The 21,150-nt window shown below is 47.3% G+C and carries 26 protein-coding genes; 11 read left to right on the top strand and 15 right to left on the bottom strand.

The window, feature by feature from the left end; translation table 11 throughout:
- The first annotated feature begins 16 nt into the window (after nucleotides 1-16).
- The 3 genes from K5X84_RS00375 (at nucleotide 17) to K5X84_RS00365 (ending at nucleotide 2,141) form a co-directional block, all read left to right on the top strand.
- The gene (locus K5X84_RS00375; protein ID WP_244994841.1) at nucleotides 17-925 is read left to right on the top strand and encodes a LysR substrate-binding domain-containing protein; all 909 of its coding nucleotides are present in this window, start codon (nucleotides 17-19) and stop codon (nucleotides 923-925) included.
- Nucleotides 926-1,070: 145 nt separating this feature from the next.
- Nucleotides 1,071-1,622 (top strand): class I SAM-dependent methyltransferase, encoded by a 552-nt coding sequence (locus K5X84_RS00370; protein WP_244994798.1) that lies wholly within the window; start codon nucleotides 1,071-1,073, stop codon nucleotides 1,620-1,622.
- 15 nt (nucleotides 1,623-1,637) lie between these two features.
- On the top strand, nucleotides 1,638-2,141 hold the full coding sequence (locus tag K5X84_RS00365; protein WP_222236137.1) for a macro domain-containing protein: 504 nt from the start codon (nucleotides 1,638-1,640) through the stop codon (nucleotides 2,139-2,141).
- 144 nt (nucleotides 2,142-2,285) lie between these two features.
- On the opposite strand, the gene K5X84_RS00360 is transcribed toward K5X84_RS00365, so the two are convergent.
- A complete protein-coding gene (locus K5X84_RS00360; protein WP_074930821.1) occupies nucleotides 2,286-2,534 on the bottom strand; it encodes a hypothetical protein in 249 nt (82 codons plus the stop codon).
- 153 nt (nucleotides 2,535-2,687) lie between these two features.
- On the opposite strand from K5X84_RS00360, the gene K5X84_RS00355 reads away from it, so the two are divergent.
- Both K5X84_RS00355 and K5X84_RS00350 read left to right on the top strand, forming a co-directional pair.
- Nucleotides 2,688-3,215 (top strand): RNA polymerase sigma factor, encoded by a 528-nt coding sequence (locus K5X84_RS00355; RefSeq protein WP_222236136.1) that lies wholly within the window; start codon nucleotides 2,688-2,690, stop codon nucleotides 3,213-3,215.
- Nucleotides 3,212-3,586 carry a DUF6768 family protein gene (locus K5X84_RS00350; protein ID WP_199493971.1) on the top strand — a complete coding sequence of 125 codons (375 nt, stop codon included), beginning with the start codon at nucleotides 3,212-3,214 and terminating at the stop codon, nucleotides 3,584-3,586. The genes K5X84_RS00355 and K5X84_RS00350 overlap by 4 nt, the downstream gene beginning before the upstream one ends.
- Nucleotides 3,587-3,620: 34 nt before the next feature.
- Here the strand turns inward: K5X84_RS00350 and K5X84_RS00345 are convergent, their stop codons facing one another.
- The 5 genes from K5X84_RS00345 to egtB all read right to left on the bottom strand — a co-directional run bounded on the left by K5X84_RS00345 (nucleotide 3,621) and on the right by egtB (nucleotide 7,495).
- Nucleotides 3,621-3,911, bottom strand: a complete 291-nt coding sequence (locus tag K5X84_RS00345; protein WP_054488814.1) for a sll1863 family stress response protein — start codon at nucleotides 3,909-3,911, stop codon at nucleotides 3,621-3,623.
- A 130-nt stretch (nucleotides 3,912-4,041) separates the two neighbouring features.
- A complete protein-coding gene (locus K5X84_RS00340) occupies nucleotides 4,042-4,398 on the bottom strand; it encodes a zinc ribbon domain-containing protein (protein ID WP_222236134.1) in 357 nt (118 codons plus the stop codon).
- A 31-nt stretch (nucleotides 4,399-4,429) separates the two neighbouring features.
- On the bottom strand, nucleotides 4,430-5,236 hold the full coding sequence (locus K5X84_RS00335) for a PhzF family phenazine biosynthesis protein (RefSeq protein WP_222236133.1): 807 nt from the start codon (nucleotides 5,234-5,236) through the stop codon (nucleotides 4,430-4,432).
- Nucleotides 5,237-5,248: 12 nt separating this feature from the next.
- Nucleotides 5,249-6,193, bottom strand: coding sequence for an L-histidine N(alpha)-methyltransferase (egtD, locus tag K5X84_RS00330; protein ID WP_199493969.1), 945 nt, complete (start codon nucleotides 6,191-6,193; stop codon nucleotides 5,249-5,251).
- A 21-nt stretch (nucleotides 6,194-6,214) separates the two neighbouring features.
- Nucleotides 6,215-7,495, bottom strand: coding sequence for an ergothioneine biosynthesis protein EgtB (gene egtB / locus K5X84_RS00325; RefSeq protein ID WP_222236132.1), 1,281 nt, complete (start codon nucleotides 7,493-7,495; stop codon nucleotides 6,215-6,217).
- A 217-nt stretch (nucleotides 7,496-7,712) separates the two neighbouring features.
- Here egtB and K5X84_RS00320 point away from each other — a divergent pair, with 217 nt between their 5' ends.
- Nucleotides 7,713-8,810 carry a DUF2891 domain-containing protein gene (locus K5X84_RS00320; RefSeq protein ID WP_222236131.1) on the top strand — a complete coding sequence of 366 codons (1,098 nt, stop codon included), beginning with the start codon at nucleotides 7,713-7,715 and terminating at the stop codon, nucleotides 8,808-8,810.
- Between the two features lie 73 nt (nucleotides 8,811-8,883).
- On the opposite strand, the gene K5X84_RS00315 is transcribed toward K5X84_RS00320, so the two are convergent.
- A complete protein-coding gene (locus K5X84_RS00315) occupies nucleotides 8,884-9,825 on the bottom strand; it encodes an HAAS signaling domain-containing protein (protein WP_222236130.1) in 942 nt (313 codons plus the stop codon).
- The gene (locus tag K5X84_RS00310) at nucleotides 9,825-10,175 is read right to left on the bottom strand and encodes a PadR family transcriptional regulator (RefSeq protein WP_222236129.1); all 351 of its coding nucleotides are present in this window, start codon (nucleotides 10,173-10,175) and stop codon (nucleotides 9,825-9,827) included. Before K5X84_RS00310 ends, K5X84_RS00315 begins: the two co-directional genes overlap by 1 nt.
- A gap of 240 nt (nucleotides 10,176-10,415) precedes the next feature.
- On the opposite strand from K5X84_RS00310, the gene K5X84_RS00305 reads away from it, so the two are divergent.
- Complete coding sequence (locus K5X84_RS00305) at nucleotides 10,416-11,258, top strand: bifunctional transcriptional activator/DNA repair enzyme AdaA (protein ID WP_222236127.1); 843 nt, start codon at nucleotides 10,416-10,418, stop codon at nucleotides 11,256-11,258.
- Nucleotides 11,259-11,333: 75 nt separating this feature from the next.
- Here K5X84_RS00305 and K5X84_RS12550 read toward each other — a convergent pair whose 3' ends face one another.
- Nucleotides 11,334-11,456: a hypothetical protein gene (locus K5X84_RS12550; protein WP_263621071.1), complete on the bottom strand. Its 123-nt coding sequence runs from the start codon at nucleotides 11,454-11,456 to the stop codon at nucleotides 11,334-11,336.
- Nucleotides 11,457-11,581: 125 nt separating this feature from the next.
- On the opposite strand from K5X84_RS12550, the gene K5X84_RS00300 reads away from it, so the two are divergent.
- Nucleotides 11,582-11,998 carry a YqaA family protein gene (locus K5X84_RS00300; RefSeq protein WP_054488831.1) on the top strand — a complete coding sequence of 139 codons (417 nt, stop codon included), beginning with the start codon at nucleotides 11,582-11,584 and terminating at the stop codon, nucleotides 11,996-11,998.
- Nucleotides 11,999-12,109: 111 nt separating this feature from the next.
- Nucleotides 12,110-12,937 carry a MipA/OmpV family protein gene (locus K5X84_RS00295; RefSeq protein ID WP_222236126.1) on the top strand — a complete coding sequence of 276 codons (828 nt, stop codon included), beginning with the start codon at nucleotides 12,110-12,112 and terminating at the stop codon, nucleotides 12,935-12,937.
- A 59-nt stretch (nucleotides 12,938-12,996) separates the two neighbouring features.
- Here the strand turns inward: K5X84_RS00295 and K5X84_RS00290 are convergent, their stop codons facing one another.
- Complete coding sequence (locus K5X84_RS00290; RefSeq protein ID WP_244994797.1) at nucleotides 12,997-13,734, bottom strand: endonuclease/exonuclease/phosphatase family protein; 738 nt, start codon at nucleotides 13,732-13,734, stop codon at nucleotides 12,997-12,999.
- A gap of 33 nt (nucleotides 13,735-13,767) precedes the next feature.
- Here K5X84_RS00290 and K5X84_RS00285 point away from each other — a divergent pair, with 33 nt between their 5' ends.
- Nucleotides 13,768-13,971 (top strand): hypothetical protein, encoded by a 204-nt coding sequence (locus tag K5X84_RS00285; RefSeq protein WP_222236124.1) that lies wholly within the window; start codon nucleotides 13,768-13,770, stop codon nucleotides 13,969-13,971.
- A 232-nt stretch (nucleotides 13,972-14,203) separates the two neighbouring features.
- On the opposite strand, the gene trxC is transcribed toward K5X84_RS00285, so the two are convergent.
- Complete coding sequence (gene trxC / locus K5X84_RS00280) at nucleotides 14,204-14,632, bottom strand: thioredoxin TrxC (RefSeq protein WP_222236122.1); 429 nt, start codon at nucleotides 14,630-14,632, stop codon at nucleotides 14,204-14,206.
- Nucleotides 14,633-14,729: 97 nt separating this feature from the next.
- Between trxC and K5X84_RS00275 the strand changes: the two genes are divergently transcribed.
- Nucleotides 14,730-15,377, top strand: a complete 648-nt coding sequence (locus tag K5X84_RS00275; protein ID WP_222236121.1) for a cupin domain-containing protein — start codon at nucleotides 14,730-14,732, stop codon at nucleotides 15,375-15,377.
- A 151-nt stretch (nucleotides 15,378-15,528) separates the two neighbouring features.
- Here K5X84_RS00275 and K5X84_RS00270 read toward each other — a convergent pair whose 3' ends face one another.
- Genes K5X84_RS00270 through K5X84_RS00255 form a run of 4 tightly spaced genes read right to left on the bottom strand, consistent with a single transcriptional unit; the run spans nucleotide 15,529 to nucleotide 21,128 of the window.
- Nucleotides 15,529-15,837 carry a DUF3240 family protein gene (locus K5X84_RS00270; protein ID WP_222236958.1) on the bottom strand — a complete coding sequence of 103 codons (309 nt, stop codon included), beginning with the start codon at nucleotides 15,835-15,837 and terminating at the stop codon, nucleotides 15,529-15,531.
- Nucleotides 15,827-18,895: an efflux RND transporter permease subunit gene (locus K5X84_RS00265; RefSeq protein WP_222236119.1), complete on the bottom strand. Its 3,069-nt coding sequence runs from the start codon at nucleotides 18,893-18,895 to the stop codon at nucleotides 15,827-15,829. Before K5X84_RS00265 ends, K5X84_RS00270 begins: the two co-directional genes overlap by 11 nt.
- Nucleotides 18,895-19,935, bottom strand: coding sequence for an efflux RND transporter periplasmic adaptor subunit (locus tag K5X84_RS00260; RefSeq protein WP_222236117.1), 1,041 nt, complete (start codon nucleotides 19,933-19,935; stop codon nucleotides 18,895-18,897). Before K5X84_RS00260 ends, K5X84_RS00265 begins: the two co-directional genes overlap by 1 nt.
- Nucleotides 19,932-21,128: a TolC family protein gene (locus tag K5X84_RS00255; protein ID WP_222236116.1), complete on the bottom strand. Its 1,197-nt coding sequence runs from the start codon at nucleotides 21,126-21,128 to the stop codon at nucleotides 19,932-19,934. The genes K5X84_RS00260 and K5X84_RS00255 overlap by 4 nt, the downstream gene beginning before the upstream one ends.
- Between the last annotated feature and the right edge of the window lie 22 nt (nucleotides 21,129-21,150).

The following is a 21,150-nucleotide window of genomic DNA, read 5'->3' as shown; positions in this document are numbered from 1 at the left end:
CTTAGAGAAAACTGTGATGATTGATTTAAATGACTACTTTTACTTTGTCCATGTGGTCGAAAAGCAGGGCTTTTCAACAGCTGCATCGGCGCTCAACATGCCAAAGTCCAGGTTGAGCCGTCATATAAAACAACTCGAAGAACGCCTTGATAGCAAGCTCATTCAACGTACCTCCCGGCAGTTTAAAATCACCGATACGGGACGGCTTTTTTACCGCCACGCCAGAGCTCTGTTAGATGAAATGGAGATGGCTGAAGCTGCCGTTCAAAGCACTAAAAAGACGCTTAGCGGAACCGTAAAAATAAGCTGCTCGCTTGGTGTGGCTCAGTTCGCTGTAAAGCAATTGCTTGTCGAGTTTTTGAAAGAAAATCCAAAGGTAAACCTGGTGCAGCAAGTAACAAACCAGACCGTCGATTTAGTCTCAAATGGGATTGATATCGCCATTCGTGGGCATATTGATCAGCTTCCCGATTCAAGCATTATTCAACGACAGCTAACTACCGTGTCGTGGCAGTTGTTTGCAAGCCCTGCATACATTGAGTCACACGGCGCACCCTCCTCGCCTGACGACTTACTCAAACAAAAAAGCCTTAAAATGGGTTGGCAGTCTACGTCAGGTATCTGGACTTTGGAAAATCAGGAAGGGCTGGAAATAACCGTTCCCCACAGGCCTCAGCTATGTAGCGATGATATGAGTACTCTGAAAAAAGCTGCAATAGATGGGCTAGGTATTGTCAGCCTGCCGGCTTACACTTGCCGAGATGCAATTAATACAGGATTATTGACCCGCGTACTACCGAACTGGACAACCGGTAAAGCTAAGCTCAGCCTGTTAACCTTGTCCCGCCGCGGACAGCCACCTGCTGTACAGGTATTGAGCGACTATCTTGTCAGTAACTTACATGCTCACATTGGTGACCAGTGACAATTCCTATTTCCATTCTGAAAAGCTAGCCTTACTAAAAACGCTACGGTAGCATGTCGGTATGCTTTGTACCTTATGCTCCTCGGCCTCAGAACCCTTCTGTGAAGATAAAAAACGCCAGTACTTCCGGTGCACTGTCTGCGACATGGTTTTTGCAGACCCGCAGGCTTACTTGCCGCAGGACGAAGAAAAAGCCATTTACGACTTTCATCAAAACGACTCTCACGACACCCGCTACCGGGAGTTCTTAAGCCAAATTTCAATTCCTTTATTAGAAAAGCTATCAACTGGCATGACTGGTCTTGATTTTGGCTCCGGGCCGGGGCCTACACTTAGTTTTATGCTTGAGGAGCACGGCATGAAGATGTCTATTTACGACATCTTCTACGCGCCGGACAGCGGACAGTTGAGCCGTCAGTATGACTTTGTCACCTGCAGCGAAGTTGTTGAGCACTTTAATGAGCCGGGCAAGACATGGCCACAGTTAATAAGCTTAGTAAAACCTCAAGGGTACATAGGCGTGATGACCTGGATGTTTACAAAGAAAACAGCTGAGCAATTTAACCAGTGGAGCTACAAAGGTGACCCGACCCATGTCAGCTTTTACACGCCTGAAACCATGCAGTGGATAGCACAACATTTTCAACTGAAACTTGAAATTATCAGCGAACAGGCCATTTTATTTAGAAGGGACTAACAACGGAGGGCGACTATGAACTACGAATGCGTACACGCGGACATTAGCCAGCAAACCGATATTGATGCCGTAGTTAACGCCGCTAATGCAGAGCTCAAACCCGGTGGTGGAGTTGCCGGTGCAATTCACCGGGCAGCGGGCCCTGAACTGGAAAAAGCAACTCGCTCACTGGCTCCCATTGAACCCGGTGAAGCCGTCATCACCGACGGGTTCAATCTTCCTAATCGCTACATTATCCATTGCCTGGGGCCCGTTTATGGCGTCGACACACCCTCAGATAAGCTGCTGGCAAATTGCTATCGTAATGCACTGGATTTAACCGATAAGCATCAAATAGAGTCTATTGCTTTCCCGGCGCTGTCAGCCGGAGCCTTCGGTTACCCTTTTGAGGCAGCAACTAAAGTGGCTCTGGACACAATTAGGCAGCACGTTGAAAAGCTGAGCCATCTGAAGCTTGTGCGCTTTGTGCTATTCAGTGACGAAGAGTTTGCCCATTATCAACGTGCGCTGAGAAAGTAGTCATTATTTGAAAATCACACCGGCATCTTTGAGCTCTTGCCGCTCAGTATCTGTCATAGCTTCCCTCTATTTGGTGCCTTTGTCATAGAGTCTAGACAAGATAAACGGGTTTATGTAGTTACTAATCAGGATTGTCTAAGCGGGCTACTTCGGCGTACCAAACATAATTTTGTCGGCGTTGTTAGCTAAAGCAATGATCATAGTCACAGCCCAGGTTCCCAATATCCACCAAAAGGTCGGCCAGGACATCCAGGTAAGATCAAGAAACAGTAAGTCGAAAACCCAGACAATAAATGCCGCAAATAAGATAGAAGGCAAAAATACGACGAAAAGAACACAAAGGGCTAAAGGTATGGTGCCCAGGGTTTTCATCCAGTTTAATAAAGAGGACATAATGGCTTTTGTTTAATGAGAGTGGATTGAAAACTACATTGAGTTGGGGGAGATATCAACTCATCACGCATTTTTTCTGAACCAATCTATACTTCGCTTCGTCTCTCTACTGAGTTACAGGCAATAAAACAATGACTAATAAGGCATCAACTCATGAAGATAGAGCAAGTAGAGGTACTCGTTCTAGCAGCACAAGAAGGTAAACGCGATGCTCTGGAATTGCTTTATCGTCATTTTTTTACGCCGATGAAGCGCTACGCATTGATACGGGTTCACCAAACAACAACGGCGGAAGACCTTGTACAAAACGTCTGGCTCAAGGTCGGTAGACGATTGCAATTTATGCAGGATGTTCGGGTTTTTCGGAGCTGGCTTTATAAAGCGTTGCGGTGGGAAATTATCGACTGGGCACGTCAGCAGCGTAATGCGAACTTCGAAGAGCTTAATGAATCGAGTTTATTCACAGAAGATTTACGGCCAGAGGTTTTGGATGTAGCTCCTCTTTTGGCGGGCCTGAAACCCAACGAACGTGAAGTTATTGAACTGTTCTACCTGAGTGAATTGTCGGTTAACGAAACAGCGTTAGTACTCTCTATAGCGCCTGGCACAGTCAAATCAAGATTGCATAGCGCACGAGAAGAATTGCGTCATAGATACTTAAACGAGGGTAATAAGCCATGAGCACAAACAAAGAAGTTAACGAACAAATAGAAAAAGATCTGTCCGCGCAAGCACAGGAACTGGATAAGTTAATGGGCACTGGCGAAGGCCTTACCGGCTACTTAAAGCAAGGGTTTAAGTACGACATAGGCTGGGTTGTGAAGGTTGCTTATGGGCTAGGCGCTATATTTACGGTATTGCTATTGTTTTGCGGGTATCAGTTTTTTACAGCAACACCGGACAACGAATTGTTCTGGGGCGTGCTTCTCATATTAAGTTTTAACGCTCAGGTTGCTACAAAGCTATGGATTTACATGCAAACAAACCGTAACCATACCGCACGTGAAATACGCTTACTTGAGTTACGTTTAAAGTCTACAAGTAACGGATAATAAACGGGGTGGCTAACCACCACCCCATAATAGGTTACTTTTTAAAGTCCTGACTGGCGGCTTTTATTGCCGTTGCCAGCGACTGAGTTGCTGATTCAAGGCCGGTACTAATGTCAGACCATGCGTCCTCGCTGGACTTTTTCAAACCTTCCAACTTATCTTCGGCCTTGTCTTTCAGCGCTTCAAGCTCGTTAATCTTCTCTTCATACTTGATTTGAGAGTCAGCCTCCGACTGTTTCGCTTTAGCCTTCAGACGATCAATCTCAGCCTTCATCTCTTCAATTTTTGCTTCGTGCTTCTTTTCAAATGCTTCTTTATTGTCCATTTCCACCTCCAAGTCTTCCTTTTTACTCACTTGCTGACTAATGGGTATGGTTTAAAAAGCCAAAACGATCAAAGTCCTCTGTGTTCTAGAGCAATGTATGAACGATATTGCTTACATTCCTGACGGCCGCTTATTTCTTCCGGGAATGCTCGCGCCAGATCCGAAAGCGCGTCACTATGTACCAGACAAGACCACCGATAAACATGATAAGAGGAACAATATTAATTTCCTTGCTCTGCTGGTAATCGTCAGAAGTTAGGAAAAACCAGAGCACACCAATAATCAGAATAACGATTGCCAGTACCCCTTGCACCTGCAAGCTTTTCGATGTGTTTTCAGTGGTAATTTTGCTTTCTCCAGGCTGATCGTTTTCACCCGGTTGCTCTTTTTGTTCTGAATTTTCGGGTTTCACGTAGCCACAAGCCGGGCAGCTGTATTTATTATCCAGAACCTCATCTTCACACTTTGGACATTTCTCAAATGCCATTGAAGCACCTCTCTGTTTTCTTGCGGAATGTTCACTCTTCAGTGTAGTCAAAAGACGAGAAAACAGCGGTACTATCTCGCATCGCTGTTCGCCCCCTAACCAAAACCTGTTGCTGATAATTTTTCAGATAAAGACACCCTCCTGCGGGTGAACATTGTTTAATTTCAATCGGCTGATGTGCGTAACTCTTTGGGTATTGGTTTCTGAGGTAAGCGGCAGCCTGCACACAGGCCGAGCCTGTAGCTGCATCTTCAGCCTCTCCGTACTGCGGCGCAAAGTAACGCAGTTGTACCGCACCTGACACCAACCGGTAAATGACAATTAGAGCTCGCCGGCTAAACTGGCATAATGCACCGCTATTTACACTCAATTGTGTCAACGGCTGGCTAAGTTCCAGCAACACATAATCGTTACGACCACCACAGTAGCAGCCATTAATAACTGGCTGACTTATAAGTCGTCGCCAAAACCTAAAGTTACGCAACGGTCTCTGCGTTAAAGGTTTATCAAGGTAGTAAGCCGATTTATGGTCAAACCCTAGCTGTATTTCACCTGAGGGTGTCAATAAAAGCTCGTTGGTGGGTTTCGTCTTTAGTTTCTCGTTTATGTACGCAGCAACCGCGAGGTTACCCGACCCACAGCGACGTACCTGTCTGCCATAATTTAAAAACTGAGCCTGAAACGCTCCCGAGCCGCCACTCATCAGAATTAGATTTGGAACTCTTTGATATTGCGAAGGCGTTTCGGACCACGCGGGTGCCGGGCGATAAGCTATATGATGCTGATTGCCCAACGCCTGCGGACCATAAAAGACATCGACAGTACAAAGTTTTGGCATAGCAGACACCGATTAGTCCCGAACTTTGTCAGCATTGTGTAATAGCATAATCGCGAAGATTCCGTCAGGCGCCAGCCATATCTTTTCGCGCTTCCAGCCTGCCGAGCTTGCTAACCGGTCAAACTCTTCGGGGTAATATTTATAGGAGTTTTCGGTGTGAATGGTTTCACCCTCCTTAAACTGGAAGCTTTCACCGGCAACTTCAACCTCCTGCCGGGTACAACTGCGCAAATGCATTTCTATACGGCCCAGTTCCTGATTATAAATGGCTAGGTGCTCAAACTGATCGGGATGAAAGTTAGCATCAAGTTCTCGGTTCATTCGGGTCAGAATATTCTTATTAAAACGTGCGGTAATGTCTTTGCTGTCGTTGTATGCACGCTCAAGCATTTGCTCGTCTTTTTTGGTGTCTACTCCCATCAGCATATAGCTTTCTTTACCAAGGGTTGTGCGAGCGCTACGCAGAAACTCGCAGGCCTCTTCAGGCTCAAAGTTGCCTATGGTAGAGCCTGGAAAAAAGCCCATTGAAGTAGCCTGAGAAAGCGCCAGCTCTATTGGTTGGGTAAAATCCCCTTGAGCAACTTTAATCTGTAATTTGGGGAAGGACTCGGCAAGGTCGGCTGAGGCGTTTTTGAGGTGTTCACCCGAAATATCAATCGCGACAAACTCCGTTATCACAGGTAACTTTTTTAGCAATGGTTTTACTTTATGCAGCGACCCCGCCCCAAACTCGACCAGTTGAATGTTATCGAGAGACTTTCCCGAAAAGTACTGTTTTAATTCCCCGGCGACATCGGGCAACATTCCGAGCTCAGTGCGGTAGGGATAGTATTCATCCAGCTGACAAATTTGGTCAAAATACTCTGACCCCTTTGCGTCATAGAAATACTTGGGTGGTAGCGTTTTTTGAGGCAAGCGTAGCCCCGCCAGAACATCCTGCAAAAACCCATGGTTCATAAAACATCCCGATTTTTGATTTTATTTGGCCAGACGCAGACTGCTAAATTGCCAACGCTGATGCGCGTAAAAGAAATTCCGGTAGGTTGAGCGTATTTGTTGCTCAGCAGTAGCGCATGAACCGCCACGCAGAACCCACTGGTTAGCCATAAACTTCCCGTTGTACTCAGCCAACGCCCCTTCCGGCGTTTTGAATCCCGGATAAGGAATAAACGGACTTTGCGTCCACTCCCAGGCATCGCCGAACATTTGATTGAGGCCCTCATTAACGGCGACTACCGGCTGCGGCAGTAACTGGTTTTGCTCCAGAAAGTTACCGCAACATTCAACCGACTGCGCCGCATGCTCCCATTCAAACTCTGTTGGTAAACGGCAACCGCACCAGCGCGCAAAAGCGTCTGCTTCGTAATAGCTAATATGGCAAACCGGAGCATTTAGATCTAAAGGTACACGGTTACGGCCCGTCACAGTAAACCACTGCTCACCTTCACGATGCCAGTATAAAGGCGCTTGCCAACCTTCCTGTTGCGCTGTTGCCCAGCCGTCCGAAAGCCAGAGTTTTGGACGTTTATAGCCGTCGTCAGCCATAAACTCTAACCATTCTGCGTTAGTCACCAAGCGCTCACACAGACTAAACTCCGGCACAAATACCTGGTGCCGGGGTTGTTCGCAGTCATAGGCAAAGGATGACTCCGCATCGGTACCGATAAAAGATAAGCCACCTTCAAAATGGACAAATTCAGGGTTTCCTGTGCTACCGGAATCAGGCGAAGATGCTACTGCATTGGTATCCGGCCCCAGCGCATACGGATTAAGTGACAACGCATGTTTAATATCGGTTTGTATCAGTTCCTGATGCTGCATTTCGTGGTGCAAGCCAATGGTAACCGCCGGCCCAATTTCAGCAGAGTATGACTCCAGTAACACCTTCATGGCGTCATCAACATGCTTCCGATAATTCACCACTTCTTCTAACGGCGGCCGTGACAACAAGCCCCGTTGCGGACGCGGATGTCGCTCGCCTACCGTTTCATAATAAGAATTGAATAAGTATTGATAGGCATTGTTGTACGTTCTATAACCCGCTAAATGCGGTTGCAGTAAAAAGGTTTCAAAAAACCAGGTGGTATGCGCGAGATGCCATTTCGCCGGACTGGCATCGGGCATCGATTGCAGCATCATATCTTCTGCACTTAAGGCTTCGGTCAACCTCATTGTTTGCGCACGCACCCGCTCATACTCCGCTATTAACTTGTCGTTCGGCAAACTCTCATTGTCGAAAGGCTGCGCAATACTCGGCATTAGTCTGGCCTCCTGTACTTCAAATAGGTTCGATAGGTGTCGACCTCTGTGCTATGAATTTCAGTATGGCAGTTTTGATTTCGGTTGCCAGTACGGATAACGCAAACCTGCCTAAGGCGCTATAGCAATACTCAGCTGCCGCTTTCGGACATAGCTAAAAATTTATAAGGTTGCTACTATCATTCGAGCTAAAAACAATCATCAATGTGAGCCTAATATGCTAAAAGCCCTTTCCTTTTGTACTGCCCTGTTAAGTATGGTGTTATTGCAGGCCTGTTCTCCGGCAACTCAGGACACCGAACGCATGGCTTCACACCATTTAACACTGTCCGAAGCAAATAAACTGGTGGAGCTACCACTACATTGTGTCGAAACACCTTACCCATACAAAACTGGAGCGGTACTGGGCAGCGCTGCCGATTTAAAAGAGCCTTCCGTTCTTCATCCCGTTTTTTACGGCTGTTTTGACTGGCACAGTGCCGTTCATGGCTACTGGTCTATGGTCACTCTGTTACAGCAGCACCCCGATCTGGAACAGGCTGACGAGGTAAGAGCCGTTCTTAAACGCAACTTAACTGCAGAAAGCGTGGCACGTGAAGTGGATTTTTTCAGCAAAGACATTAATGACTCGTTTGAGCGCACTTATGGTTGGGCCTGGTTGTTAAAACTGTCTGACGAGCTTCACTCATGGGAAGATCCTATGGCCAAAGAACTGGCCGCTAACTTACAACCATTAGCCGATTTAATCGTTGAACGCTATATCAACTTCTTACCCCGGCTGGTCTACCCAGTGCGAGTGGGCGAGCATACCAACACAGCCTTTGGCTTAAGTTTCGCCTACGACTATGCTGTTAATCGTGAACACACTGAGTTGCAGCAATTAATCGCTCAGCGCGCTAAAGATTACTTTTTAGAAGATAAAAACTGTCCGATAAGCTGGGAGCCAAGTGGCTACGACTTTCTGTCACCCTGCCTGGAAGAAATAGGCTTAATGCAACGCGTCCTGCCAAAACAGCAATTTTTAACCTGGTTAGATGATTTTATGCCACAACTTGCCGATCCGGACTACAGCCTGACGGTAGGTAAAGTCAGCGACAGAACCGACGGCAAACTGGTGCATCTGGACGGTTTAAACTTCAGCCGCGCCTGGAACCTGTATGCGCTGGCTAACCAATACCCACAGTATGAGCATTTACGCGAAGTTGCCGATAAACATATGGCGCACTCCTACCCTAATCTAGTTGGCGATAGCTACGAAGGTGGTCACTGGCTGGGCAGCTTTGCTATTCAGGCGTTGAATCAGGCGCAGCAGTAGTTGTCAGAAAAATCCTTGGCTGCAACCAACCTAGCCGCGCAATAAAGCGCGGCTGTTTGTCTGTCTTTCCCCATCAACTGCGGATCAACCGACGTACATCACGGACAATTTCATAGGTTGCTATTAATGCAGCAGCCACCAGAACTGTCTGAGCACTTCGTTCGATAATGGCGATACCCAGTTCTTCCCTCAAAACTTCGACATTAATTTGTAACACAGGCGATAACATCAGCAACCCTGCCGAAACCAGTAAAAACGCAGCACTAACAGCAATGTTAAGCATCAACATATTGCGGGTCCATAGCCTTGTCCGTAACTGCCACAAACTATGTGCCGTAGCAATTGCAATAACCGGCGTAAACCAGCGTAAAATAGTCAGCGCTTGCTCAGCAAAAATACTCTGCGTACCACTGTCGGGCTGCCATAACGGATACCAAATCAACATCACTAAAAATAGTAATGTGGCTAGATCGGAAAATATATTCTGTAAACTAATATGCTGCCAACTTTTACCTGCGGCCGGGAGCTTCTCAGGGCTCCATTTGCAGATGCCTGGAACCTCTGCAGTTTCCTTCGTCCGAGAGCGGCTCATAACTGCAAAACCAATGGTAATTGTCGTAAACGCAAAGTAACCACTGGCCAGAAAATCGCTTGCTATGCCCTTCATGAATAGCAGCAAGCTCATTTCAGCACCACCAAGCCAGCGGCCCGTAATTTCAACGGTTGAAATCACAAACAACACGCCGAGCACCATATACAGCGTGTGCAAATACAAAGGCATAAGCTCCGCGGTTACCAGTGGCGTGGGTGGACAAAACTGAAGCGCCACCTTGCGCGGATGCCCCATCACTTTTAACAGTTCAGCCACCTCGGCGTCAGACACACTCCCTTGCTGCGATTCTAATGCGTCTATCTGATCAAGAATATTCGCCTTTAACTCGCGGCTAATATCATCGCGTTTCTTTTCTGGCAGCTCTCGCTGAACAGCGGCAATATAACGTTCTACCATATCCATTAGTGTTGCTCCTCATTGGTGTTCCGCAACAGTAGGGGGCCAATCGCGCTGTTGAGCGAGGTCCACTCCTGGGTTAATTGTTCTAATAGCTCTGCGCCCAGCGTTGATAACTGGTAATAACGTCGTTCACGCCCTTCTCCCTGCTTCCATTCACTATCGAGCAGCCCTTGATCGGCCAGTCTTCTAATAAGTGGGTATAACGTACCTTCATCAATATCGACGCCGGCACCTTGCAGCTGCTTACGTAGCGAATAACCATAATGAGGCTCGCGCAGAGATGCGAGTACCGCTAAAACCAAAACGCCACGGCGCAGTTCTAGCTTGAGTTTATCGAGTGGTGCAGTAGCCATAGTGAGTCCTTATTTATACTGTATTACGCACACTGTGTGAAACACAGTAAAATAAATACTAGGTGACATACAGTAACAATGCAAATAATAATGTCACTCGGGATATAGTCAGTGCTTGATACAGGCATTCGTATCTAGCCGCGTGATTTTAAAAAAAAAGAGCAAGCTTCGGGTCGTTGTCGGATAAACTGTTTTTTATGATGGTGGTATCTCAATTAATCGCGTGTAAAGGTGACGGTTATGTCTGACTATATCCGCATTGAAAAAGCCATGACCTATATGTCAGAGCATGTATCAAGCCAGCCCTCGTTGGAAGACGTTGCTGCCCATGTTCATCTCAGCCCGTTTCATTTTCATCGGATGTTTTGTAAATGGGCAGGCACCACACCGAAACGTTTCCTGCAGGCTTTAACGCTGGAACGAAGCAAACGAATGCTGAAAGAAGAAGGCTCTCTTATGGATGTTTCCCTCAGCATGGGCTTAAGCGGAGGTTCCCGACTGTATGACCACTTTGTGAAGCTAGAAGCCGTAACACCAGGTGAATACAGAAACGGAGGCCAGGGGATTACTATCCAATACGGAGTTAATGAAACTCCTTTTGGTAAGATATTTGTCGCAATGACCCCTCGAGGCGTATGCCGCATCGAGTTTTTGGGCTCCAGATCTGCTGATGAGATACTTGTAGATATAGGTAAAGACTGGCCTAAAGGCTCGCTCGTGCAAAATGACAACGCGACGAACTATGTTGCTAACGTACTGTTTAGTCGGTTAAAAGACGGGCAGTCTAACCCCTTGTCATTGCACGTAATGGGCACCAATTTTCAAGTCGCTGTGTGGCGAGCTTTGTTGAGGATACCATCGGGACAACTGGCCAGTTACTCCCAAATTGCCAATGCCTTGGGTTACCCTAAAGCGTCTCGGGCGGTTGGCAATGCTGTTGGCTCTAACCCTGTTGCTATGCTAATTCCGTGTCACCGTGTTATTCAAAAAAGCGGGGCTATAGGGGGCTATCGCTGGGGCTCGACGAAGAAAGAAATGATTCAGGCATGGGAACTCCTGCGCGGAGATCCGCTAAAATTATAATTGCAAAGAAAGGCTTGATTAGGTCCCAAAAAAAGCCCAGCATAAATTGCGCTGGGCTCTGGATAGCGTAATTAATTACGCTTTTTTACCAGGTGTTTGTTGAGGTTGCTTTTGGTCTTTTTGCTGACCAGGAGTAGCCTGTTTTTGTTCGCCTGGTTTGTTCGGCTTTTGTGAACCTTGGTTTTTTTGCGTATCCATTATTAACTCCTTAAAGAGTTTATCAGCATCATTCAATTATGACGCTATTTCGAAGTATAGATTGCTCTCAAAAGGGCGTCTGTTCGTTACCGCACATATAAGCGATTCAGTGTAACTATGGTCCAATGTACTTAAGTATATTTCTGACAGCATTTCTGGCCGCCACAATACTACCCGCTCAGTCGGAGTTTGTGGTCGTCGGCGCTCAGCAGATGGGTTATGACGTCTGGGCTATATGGTGGCTGGCGTCAATTGGTAATACGCTGGGGTCTGTGGTTAATTACGTTTTAGGCCGCTTTTTGGTGCAGTATCAGGATCGCCGCTGGTTTCCGTTCAAACCAAAATCTCTCGCCCGTGGTCATCGCTGGTTTGAACGCTTCGGTAAGTGGTCGCTGTTAATGGCCTGGGCGCCATTCATTGGCGACCCTCTCACCTTTATAGCCGGTATGCTGCGGTTAACCTTCTGGCAGTTTTTAATTCTGGTTTTTATAAGTAAGTCTGGTCGCTACGCTATTTTGCTGGGCATTACGCAACTGTTTTAACCCTTGGCGAACCATAAGTTGATAGTGCGTGATCTAATTGCACAACCTTTACGTTTTGAGGTTTTGAAACCAGAATTAATATTTACCAACACCTACTTAAGTGAGTTCTATATGAAAAAGTTTACTGGCTTACTGTTGGCTTTGTGCATCAATGGGTTAACCCTTCAAACTGCATTAGCCCAAGACGAAAAAACAGCGATGGTACCTTTGCCATCACTCGATGACTTTTCCAAAGGCGAAGATGGCTGGAGTTTCGGTCTGGGTTTGGGTGTTGAGTATGAAACCGCCTACGAAGGTTCGGACGAATTTGGATTGGAAATTCAGCCTGCCGGCGCCGTGCAATGGCGTAGCGGTGACAATATATTCTATTTTGCCGGTGAAGCCCTCGGCTGGCGTGGCGTTCGCTCTGAAAACTGGCTATTGGAGGCCACCATTGGCTTCGATGAAGGTCGCGAAGAGAGCGATTCAGACGACGGCCACCTGGACGGACTTGGTGATCAAGACGAAGGCGCAGAGTTCGTCTTCCAGGCCCGTCGTGCCCTCGATGCCGATTGGCGCTACTGGCTGGTCAGTCGTATCGTAGCAAGTGATGAAGGCAACCTGGGTCTATTTGGTGTAGGCCGCCGCTTTGGTGACCAGCTCGACGGTACCGGCTCTGAAATTAATGTCGTTGCGACCTTTCACGACAGCGAATACGCCAACAAAGGCTTCGGTATTGACGCAGGCCAAGCTGCTGCATCGGGCTTACCGCAAACGTCAGTGAGTGGTGGATTACGCTCAGTTGGCATCGATTATAACTATCGCCATTACGTTAATGATAATTGGCAGATCTATGGCGAAGCGTTGTTTGAATATTACAGCAGTGAAGTTCGCGAAAGCCCCATTGCTCGTAGTAATTACGAAGCTGAAATAGGCGTCGGATTTATCTACATATTCTAAGGAAAGTGAGCTCTATAACAGGGCTCACTTCGTTGTAGCAAAACACCAACCCTGAGTCGCTATAGTTTAAATCGCGCATAAAGCGGGTTGTGATCAGACACTTTACTGGTATCGATCGCTAGTGTTTCTTGCAGTTTGAGATCCCTATAAAAGATGAAATCAAGAGGATGCTGTCGGTAAGTCTTAACATGATGTGGGTCGACCATAATTGCTTGCCGAAGACCCACACTGCGACAGAACCGCAGCAAGCTTAGCCGGCGCTGGCGACTCCACACGTTAAAATCACCGGCCACAATCAGCGGTCCTTTATGTTCTAGTATTTCTTCTTTGATAAGCTCTATTTCTTGTGAAAACTGGCGCGCACGAACAAAGTTAATCGCGTGGACATTGACGACCAGCAGTGAGCCGCCCTCTGCCAGCGAATGATGAGAGAGCATGTAACTTTTATGGGTTGCGAACATGCCTTCGCGCTTGCTGCTCAGTCGAGCCTGAGCTTCTTTAAACGCATAACCGCTTGCCGTAAGAACACCATACACAGAGCGCCGGGTTTGCATATTCGGCGCTACCGCATAAGACCAGCTCGGCAGCAGCCAATTATTTTTTGCACTCAGCTTCACCTCCTGAAGTAACAAAAACAAACTCGGATAGTCTGTTAAAACGCTTGCTAAGGTATGCTGAAAATCTGGCTTCTCGGTCAGTTTTTGCGTATTCCAACACAGCACGCCAAACTCTTCCCCATGATGAATAGGGTGTTTGTGAATAAACTGCTGAGGAAACAAAACTTTGGGTTTAAGCACTCATCCGCCTTTTAATGTTGTAGTGCGTTATTAATGTGCAGTGGCAAGCTGAGTTTAGCTGATGAAACGTTAGTCTGGAAATGTTCGGTCATAGAGGGGGAGGATGAAAAAAAGAAAGCTAACCAGATGATATGCGTGTTTTCCGTAAACCAACGAATTGAGAACGGCAGCGAAGCGCTTTGGTCTGTCATGCGCGGTAAGCTTGAGCGTGCTGTTGATGACAGCATACTTAAATAAACGAGTTAAACTGGGTTTGAAGGTTTCAAATGTCCAAAAGCGTTACGCAGGCCATTGGTAAGTGATGCAGAAGTAGAGGCCTTAAATGCTCATTCAGGAGATCTAAGCGGCGTTACTGCATACTTGACTTTAGAGCCCTGCTCTTTTGTCGGTCGGACTGCGGCTTGTGCGAGCTCTGTCGTTGGCAGGTGCTCTGGTCAGCACCCCCCGTACCAGAGGATAACTGATCGTATTAATACCGAGCTACCCACTGCTGAATTTGTGACGCTGACATGACGCCAGCTTGTCGAGCCACTTCCTGACCGTTTTTAACGAACAGAGTTGTCGGAATACTTCGCACAGCATATTGTTGCGCTAAATGGGGCTCTTTTTCCGTACTTATCTTTAAAAATTGAGCGTCATATCGCATATTTGTAGCCGCCTGTTCGAAATGTGGAGCATATTGCTGACAAGGACCACACCAACTCGCCCAAAAGTCGACAACTAAAGGCATATCAGCATTCTGATGCGATCTAAACTCATCACTATTTACGACGATAACTTCACCGTTAAAAAGCGATGACTTACACTGGCCGCAAACGGCGCTCTCGTTTTTCTTATCGACAGCAATTCGGTTTTTCTTGTGACATGAAGGGCATGCAACAATCATTTTTTCAGTCATTCAGCTCGTTCCCAGTTATCTATCGCTCAGCGTGAACTATAAAGGTGCTATTTTACGTAAGTGTAATACGATTTTTAACGGATGTAAGACTTAGGTAATGTTAAATTTAGATTTTGCTAAACGAGTCATTATTGAAACGGTGAAACAGGAGTGGGTCGACAGCCCGGCTTCTGGTGTGCGTCGTAAATTATTGGAGCGTGAAGAGGCTGAGCGCGGTCGTGCGACCAGCATCGTTGAGTATACGCCAGGTGCGTCATTTAGCACTCATGAGCACCCACTGGGTGAAGAAATATTAGTGCTCGAAGGTGTTTTTTCTGATGAAAACGGTGACTACCCTGCCGGCACTTATATTCGCAATCCTCCGGGTAGCTCGCATGCGCCGTTTAGCAAGGATGGCTGCAAGTTACTGGTCAAGCTGCACCAGTTCCAGCCAACCGACACTCAAGCTGTACGCATTAATACCCATGAAGCTGAGTGGTTGCCCGGCCAAGGCGGGCTCCAAGTTATGCCATTACATAGTCATGGCACCGAGCACATTGCACTGGTGAAATGGCCAGCTAAAGAAGTATTCAAACCCCACCGCCACATGGGCGGCGAAGAAATACTGGTATTATCCGGCGAGTTCTGTGACGAACATGGTCGTTACCCCAAAGGTACCTGGATGCGCAGCCCTCACATGAGCATGCACCACCCTTTTGTGGATAGAGAAACCGTAATTTGGGTTAAGACAGGACACTTGGGATAAATAAGGTACTCATGAATTTTAGTAGCGGCTTAAAAAGCCCAACATAAATCGTGCGAGAACTTATCCTTATTTCGATAAGGGATTGCATAAACATCACCAGTGGCAGAAAGCCAGGGGCGAGCTCTCCCTTCTTCTCTTCCTATAAATCAGGTTAGATATAGTCACTATGTCCAACATCCTCTACTGACTGCATCACGTAGCGAATTGGCTCTTTGAAGTGCAGTTGCGATAGAGCTTCACGAATACGAGCTACATCATCAACAGAGCAAATTACTTCAGCCATCAACATGCCACGGGCGCCTCGTATTTGCTCGCCAACATCAAAGCGTTCGTGGTTGCGACTAAAACCGTCAATATCGTAGAGGCTAAAGCCGCTTAAATAGTCAAGTTGAATCAGGCAATCGACCAAATCAGCTTTTTGTTCGCGGCTAAAGTAAAGTTTTAATAACTTATTGAGCATCACAAGGCTTCCTGTTCACGAGTAAGTATAAAATGGGTAGCAATAGCAGCGTAGCCAGCGTTGCGGTAATGAGTCCTCCTATGACCACAACGGCCAGGGGCTTTTGCACTTCTGAGCCGGGACCACTGGACATTAACAACGGAATCAAGCCAAAAATAGCAGTAATGGCTGTGATTAAGACCGGCCTCAGACGGTCTTTTGCCCCTTCAATCACTAAGGTTTTAAAGTCAGAGAAATGAACTCGAGTCTGCTCGAAATGGCTCACCATGACGATACCATTAAGTATGGCAACGCCCATCAAGGCAATAAAACCAACCGATGCTGGAACGGACATGTACTCACCGCTTAGCCAGAGCGAAATCGCCCCGCCACTCAGAGCAAACGGAATATTCGTCAGCACAATCGTTGTCAGGCCAATCGAGCCCATCGAGCTAAACAGTAAAATAACGATTAACAGCAAAGCGACAGGGATAACCATCAACAAATTAGCACTGGCCCGCGCCTGGTTTTCGAACTCACCTCCGTACTCAATAAAATAGCCGGGATCAAGGTTTACGTTGGCGCTGACACGTTGCTGTAGTTCATTAACAAAACCAACGACATCGCGGTTTTCAACATTGCTGGTGATTAACGCGTAACGATTAGAATTTTCACGCTCGATAATCGCCGGACCGTGCTCGAAGGTGATCTCGGCAAGTTGCTGCAGTGCGACGGTTTCGCCGTTGTCGGTGACAATTGGCAAGGACTCGATGTTGCTGACAGAGTGATAATTGCCCGCAGGTTTTTGCGAACCCATCACAATCGGTGTGCGAATACGTCCATCCACGGCTTCGCTAACGGGAAAGCCGCTGAGTTGTGAAAGAATAAATTCACTAAAGTTTTGTTTCGTGACGCCATAAAAGCGCAGTTGCTGCATATTCGGGACAATACTTAAAAAGCGTGCGCCAGTAATAACACTTGCCTGAACGTCGACCGCGCCTTGCACTTGTTTGGCTTGCTCAACTACTCTATCGGTGACATTGGCAAGGGTATTCATGTCATCACCAAACACTTTAATCGAGACGTCGCCACTACTGCCCGTTAGCATTTCAGAAATGCGCATTTGAATAGGTTGGGTAACGTTAACGTTCATGCCAGGATAGCCTGAAACCACTTCGCGAATGGCATCAATCAGTTCTTGTTTGCTATCAAAACGCCAGCTGTCTTTAGGGTTAAGCTCCATGAACACATCGGTTTCGTTTAAACCCATGGGGTCTAAACCGAGTTCATCTGAGCCGGTACGGGCAACGATTTGCTTGATCTCCGGGATCCTAGCAAGCAGTTCACGCTCAACCTGTGTATCCAGTTCTATCGATTCTTGTAAAGAAATGGTCGGTGACTTTTCCAGTTGCACGATAATGTCGCCTTCATCCATGGTAGGCATAAAGATTTTACCGACCATGATAAAGCTGACTACGCTTAAGGCGAGCACTCCCGCAAAGCCCATCAGTGTGGCACTGCGACGTTTAATTGCGCCGGATAATATACTCTGATAGCGCGCTTGCATACGCTCAAGTGATTTATTGCGGCGAGCTTTGGGTCGCATTAGTAAAGAGCCTAAAGCAGGGATTAGCGTCAGCGAAGTCACTAAAGCGGCGGTGATTGCTATAACAATGGTCAAGGCGACCGGTGAAAATAACTTACCTTCCAGGCCAGTCAGCGTGAGTAGAGGTAAAAACACCAAAATAATGATCACAGTGCCGCTAACCACAGAGGGCGCCACGGACAGGCTGGCACGGTAAATTTTGTGCAGCAAGGGCAACTGTTTTTGTGAGTTTAACTCAGTCTCGATTTTTTCGGTGATCACTACCGACGAGTCCACAATCATACCGATGGCAATAACTAACCCGCCTAAACTCATCAAGTTCGCCGATAAACCGAGTAATTGCAGGCAAATAAAGGTGATCAGCGCCGCCACAGGGATCGATAACGAGACCAAAATTGACGCACGAACATTACGTAAAAAGAAAACCAGTACCGCTATAACTAACACGATGGACTGCATCAGCGCATCAGAGATTCCAGCTATAGCCGTGTCAATAAGGCCTTTACGATTATAGAACACGTTAATGTCAGTGTCTTTTGGCAGGCTAGGCTTTACTTGTGCCAGTTTTTGCTCAACCGCTTCAACCACCGCCGCGGCATTAGCCCCTTTTAAGCCGACCACCAGGCCTTCGACAGCTTCTTCGCCATCCTTGGTAATCGCGCCAAAGCGCGGTAGATAACTAAGCGCAACATCACCCAGTTGGTCTAGTCGATACACTTGCTGGTATTGGTTCGTCACACTAATGGCCGCCAGGTCGTCAAGCGCGACAATACGTCCGGTAACCCGTGCGCTAAACGTTTCGGTACCTTGGGTGATGCGACCTAAATTACCGACTTGGTTGGCATCAGCCAATGCATCCTTAATAGTTTGTAGCGAAATGCCAGCATCACTTAATTTTGACGCTGACGGAGTAAACTGAAAGGTTCTGACTTTACCGCCTAAATTAGTGACATCTGCTACCCCTTCAACCGTGCGTAATGTCGGCCGAATCACCCAATCTAGCAGGTGACGCTTTTGCTCCAGGCTCATGCCGGGGTTTTCTACCGTGAACATGAACATTTCGCTTAATGGCGTGCTCATCGGTGCCATACCGCCTTGAATACCGCCCGGCAGGTCTTTACTGACGGCAGCAAGTTTTTCCGCAACTTGTTGGCGCGCCCAATAAATATCGGTGCCTTCTTCAAAGTCGAGGGTTATCGAGGTAATACCGTACTTGGTGGTTGAACGCAGAATGGTTTGATTTGGTATACCCAATAATTCGGTTTCTAACGGGTGAGTTACCTGGTTTTCTACCCGTTCGGCAGCCATACCGGGGGCGCGTAAGATGACGTTAACCTGAGTCGGTGAAATCTCCGGGAAAGCATCCACCGGTAGTTGGCGAAGCGACTGGATACCGGCCGCTATTAACAGCAGAAAAGTAATAAAAACAAACAGACGATTTTTTAGCGAAAAGCTCAGTATGCGGCTAACCATTACTGCGCCCCCTCGTTTTCTGCTATAACCTTAAGTGCTGCGACAGAATGCGTTGCGATGATGTTCAGAGGTGTCGTTGATTGTACAAAGTAATGCTCGCCGCTTAAGCTTAATAGTTCGATAGGCTCAGCGTTAATTGTCGCATTTTCTATGCTAAAGATAACGGGTTGATCCTGCAGTGTGGCAATGGCACTGGCCGGCAGAAGATAGGCATTTTCTATTGTTGCCTGGGGTACAACGTTAACGCGTTGACCGATGGTCCAGTTGATATTTTCTGGTGGCTCGCTCCAAATTCGTACAAAGCCATTACGCACGGTTTGTTCGCGTTGGCTTACCCGCAGCTTTTGGCCGTTAATGTTTAGACTCGAGATACGTTTTGCCTGTTCTATCGGTACCTCGGCAACGATGGCTAAACGCGCATGAGCGATTAGCGTACCCAGCTGTTGCCCATTACTGCTGGTTCGCCACACTCCAGGCTCTGTTGCGATCAGTTGTGCAGACTGCTCAGCGGTTTGTTTTACCCGCCGCAGGACCACGTTAATTTCGTGCAAGGTGTCATTCAAGCTAATGTATTGCGTTAGAAACTGCTGCCACTCATCGGCGGCAATGGCATTGTTTTGGTATAACTTCTTTTTGCTCTGATATTGCTTCGCGGCAACATCGTACTGTTCTTGTAGCGTTTCAACACGGTGAAAAAAGTGTTCTACTGAGGGGCCATGTAGTTGCGCAATAAGGGTACCGGATTCAACCGCCTGCCCATCAACAACTTGATAGTCTACTGCTGCGTTTTCAAACGGGTTGGGCAGAGTTAAAACACTGCCTGGGGTCGTCTGGTAACTTCCTGTGACCGGTGCAAAAGCTACGTTATCTACATTCACTGCCGCTTGCGGGCGTAAATCGTAGTTACTTACCTGCTCGACAGAAATTGATTGCGCCGCTAACACAGTCGTTGTTGTCGCAAGCCCTGACAGAGCAAGTGCTATGACACTAACTATGGGATTAAGAGTAGCGGCGAGACGAGATAGGTTACAGCGTTTCATAAAGTCATTCCCTGTGCTTGGTTTAATAAGGCATTTGCCAGCTGTAGCTCTATCTGGCTTAGCTGCGCCGCTTGCTGATAGGACAACTGCTCGAGTAATCTCTCGATATACAAGCGAGTGTCAATTTGACCTTGTTGATATAAGTTGTCGAGCTGCTCGATGGCGTTGTGGCTTAACTCGGCATTTTGACGGTCACTTTGGTGCTTTTGTTTCAACTGCTCTAACTGGCTTTGCGCGTTAGCTATGTTGAGTTCAAGGCGGATTTGAGTCTGCCGGAGTGACTGGTTAAGCTCGCTTTGTTGCTGTTGCAACGCAACAAGTTCACTAGCATTCAGCGACTGTGAAAAATCGAGCGGAAGACTAAAGCCTAGTCCCCATTGGTTTTCACTTTGGTTGGGCGCGTCAATGTATTTATAGCCCGCGTTAATGCCCCAGCTTTTTTGCTCAGCAACGGTCTGTTGCGTAGCATTTAACGCTAATTGCCATTGCAGCTGAAGGGTTTGTAATGCTGGATGCGCTGCCGTTGAGGCGTGTGGACGAACAGATTCCTGTAGCGACAGTGGCACGTTATTAACGCCGGTCAGTTGCTGCCATACACGCCCGAGCTGCTGCAAGGCTATTTGCTTTTCTGCAACCTGGCTAAGCGCACGTTGGTGTTGTTGCTTCACTATAATACCGGAATAAGCTGGGCGTTCGCCGGCTTCCACTAACGACTGAGTCTGGCGCTGAAGCTGATGTAATTGAGTGGTAACTTTTTCGGCATAAGTGAGTTCAGCCTGTAGGCGCTTAGCTTGCCAAAAAAGCTCGCGTATGACGCCGCTGGCGGTTAATTCTAGCTGACGTTGTTGAAGCTGTTGGTAGCGTTCAACGAGTTTTTCAGAGCTGTTAACTAATTTGCGCTGCGCGGGGGATAAAAATTCCAGCTCTAATACCAGCTCTGTTTCGTTGGAGCCAATAGCATCATCGTTAGTCTGCCAATGCATCAGGGATAACCGTGGCGTCGCAGACAACCATTGTCGCCGGCTAAAATCGGTATCGATAAGAAGACCGTCTGTTTTGAGCCGTTCAACAGCGGATTCCAGCAATGTTTGCTGCGATAGGCTATCGCCCTTAGCCAAAGGGCTTAGCAAAAACAATGCACTAGCCAATAGGCTGAAAAATAAATTACCAGGGGTGGCGCGGAACAAAGACATCAAAGCCTCCATCGGTTAATAT

It is taken from the genome of Idiomarina abyssalis (genome assembly GCF_019797805.1).
Classification (GTDB): domain Bacteria; phylum Pseudomonadota; class Gammaproteobacteria; order Enterobacterales; family Alteromonadaceae; genus Idiomarina; species Idiomarina abyssalis.
Note: the sequence above shows the minus strand (reverse complement) of the source record. Positions and strands in the feature narration are given on the sequence as shown.

What these genes read in the sequence shown, in the direction of transcription:
- K5X84_RS00375 (WP_244994841.1), top strand. Translation starts at nt 17, where the DNA reads ATGATTGATTTAAATGACTACTTTTACTTTGTCCATGTGGTCGAAAAG.
- K5X84_RS00370 (WP_244994798.1), top strand. Translation starts at nt 1,071, where the DNA reads ATGGTTTTTGCAGACCCGCAGGCTTACTTGCCGCAGGACGAAGAAAAA.
- K5X84_RS00365 (WP_222236137.1), top strand. Translation starts at nt 1,638, where the DNA reads ATGAACTACGAATGCGTACACGCGGACATTAGCCAGCAAACCGATATT.
- K5X84_RS00360 (WP_074930821.1), bottom strand. Translation starts at nt 2,534, where the DNA reads ATGTCCTCTTTATTAAACTGGATGAAAACCCTGGGCACCATACCTTTA.
- K5X84_RS00355 (WP_222236136.1), top strand. Translation starts at nt 2,688, where the DNA reads ATGAAGATAGAGCAAGTAGAGGTACTCGTTCTAGCAGCACAAGAAGGT.
- K5X84_RS00350 (WP_199493971.1), top strand. Translation starts at nt 3,212, where the DNA reads ATGAGCACAAACAAAGAAGTTAACGAACAAATAGAAAAAGATCTGTCC.
- K5X84_RS00345 (WP_054488814.1), bottom strand. Translation starts at nt 3,911, where the DNA reads ATGGACAATAAAGAAGCATTTGAAAAGAAGCACGAAGCAAAAATTGAA.
- K5X84_RS00340 (WP_222236134.1), bottom strand. Translation starts at nt 4,398, where the DNA reads ATGGCATTTGAGAAATGTCCAAAGTGTGAAGATGAGGTTCTGGATAAT.
- K5X84_RS00335 (WP_222236133.1), bottom strand. Translation starts at nt 5,236, where the DNA reads ATGCCAAAACTTTGTACTGTCGATGTCTTTTATGGTCCGCAGGCGTTG.
- egtD (WP_199493969.1), bottom strand. Translation starts at nt 6,193, where the DNA reads ATGAACCATGGGTTTTTGCAGGATGTTCTGGCGGGGCTACGCTTGCCT.
- egtB (WP_222236132.1), bottom strand. Translation starts at nt 7,495, where the DNA reads ATGCCGAGTATTGCGCAGCCTTTCGACAATGAGAGTTTGCCGAACGAC.
- K5X84_RS00320 (WP_222236131.1), top strand. Translation starts at nt 7,713, where the DNA reads ATGCTAAAAGCCCTTTCCTTTTGTACTGCCCTGTTAAGTATGGTGTTA.
- K5X84_RS00315 (WP_222236130.1), bottom strand. Translation starts at nt 9,825, where the DNA reads ATGGATATGGTAGAACGTTATATTGCCGCTGTTCAGCGAGAGCTGCCA.
- K5X84_RS00310 (WP_222236129.1), bottom strand. Translation starts at nt 10,175, where the DNA reads ATGGCTACTGCACCACTCGATAAACTCAAGCTAGAACTGCGCCGTGGC.
- K5X84_RS00305 (WP_222236127.1), top strand. Translation starts at nt 10,416, where the DNA reads ATGTCTGACTATATCCGCATTGAAAAAGCCATGACCTATATGTCAGAG.
- K5X84_RS12550 (WP_263621071.1), bottom strand. Translation starts at nt 11,456, where the DNA reads ATGGATACGCAAAAAAACCAAGGTTCACAAAAGCCGAACAAACCAGGC.
- K5X84_RS00300 (WP_054488831.1), top strand. Translation starts at nt 11,582, where the DNA reads ATGTACTTAAGTATATTTCTGACAGCATTTCTGGCCGCCACAATACTA.
- K5X84_RS00295 (WP_222236126.1), top strand. Translation starts at nt 12,110, where the DNA reads ATGAAAAAGTTTACTGGCTTACTGTTGGCTTTGTGCATCAATGGGTTA.
- K5X84_RS00285 (WP_222236124.1), top strand. Translation starts at nt 13,768, where the DNA reads ATGTGCAGTGGCAAGCTGAGTTTAGCTGATGAAACGTTAGTCTGGAAA.
- trxC (WP_222236122.1), bottom strand. Translation starts at nt 14,632, where the DNA reads ATGACTGAAAAAATGATTGTTGCATGCCCTTCATGTCACAAGAAAAAC.
- K5X84_RS00275 (WP_222236121.1), top strand. Translation starts at nt 14,730, where the DNA reads ATGTTAAATTTAGATTTTGCTAAACGAGTCATTATTGAAACGGTGAAA.
- K5X84_RS00270 (WP_222236958.1), bottom strand. Translation starts at nt 15,837, where the DNA reads ATGCTCAATAAGTTATTAAAACTTTACTTTAGCCGCGAACAAAAAGCT.
- K5X84_RS00265 (WP_222236119.1), bottom strand. Translation starts at nt 18,895, where the DNA reads ATGGTTAGCCGCATACTGAGCTTTTCGCTAAAAAATCGTCTGTTTGTT.
- K5X84_RS00260 (WP_222236117.1), bottom strand. Translation starts at nt 19,935, where the DNA reads ATGAAACGCTGTAACCTATCTCGTCTCGCCGCTACTCTTAATCCCATA.
- K5X84_RS00255 (WP_222236116.1), bottom strand. Translation starts at nt 21,128, where the DNA reads ATGTCTTTGTTCCGCGCCACCCCTGGTAATTTATTTTTCAGCCTATTG.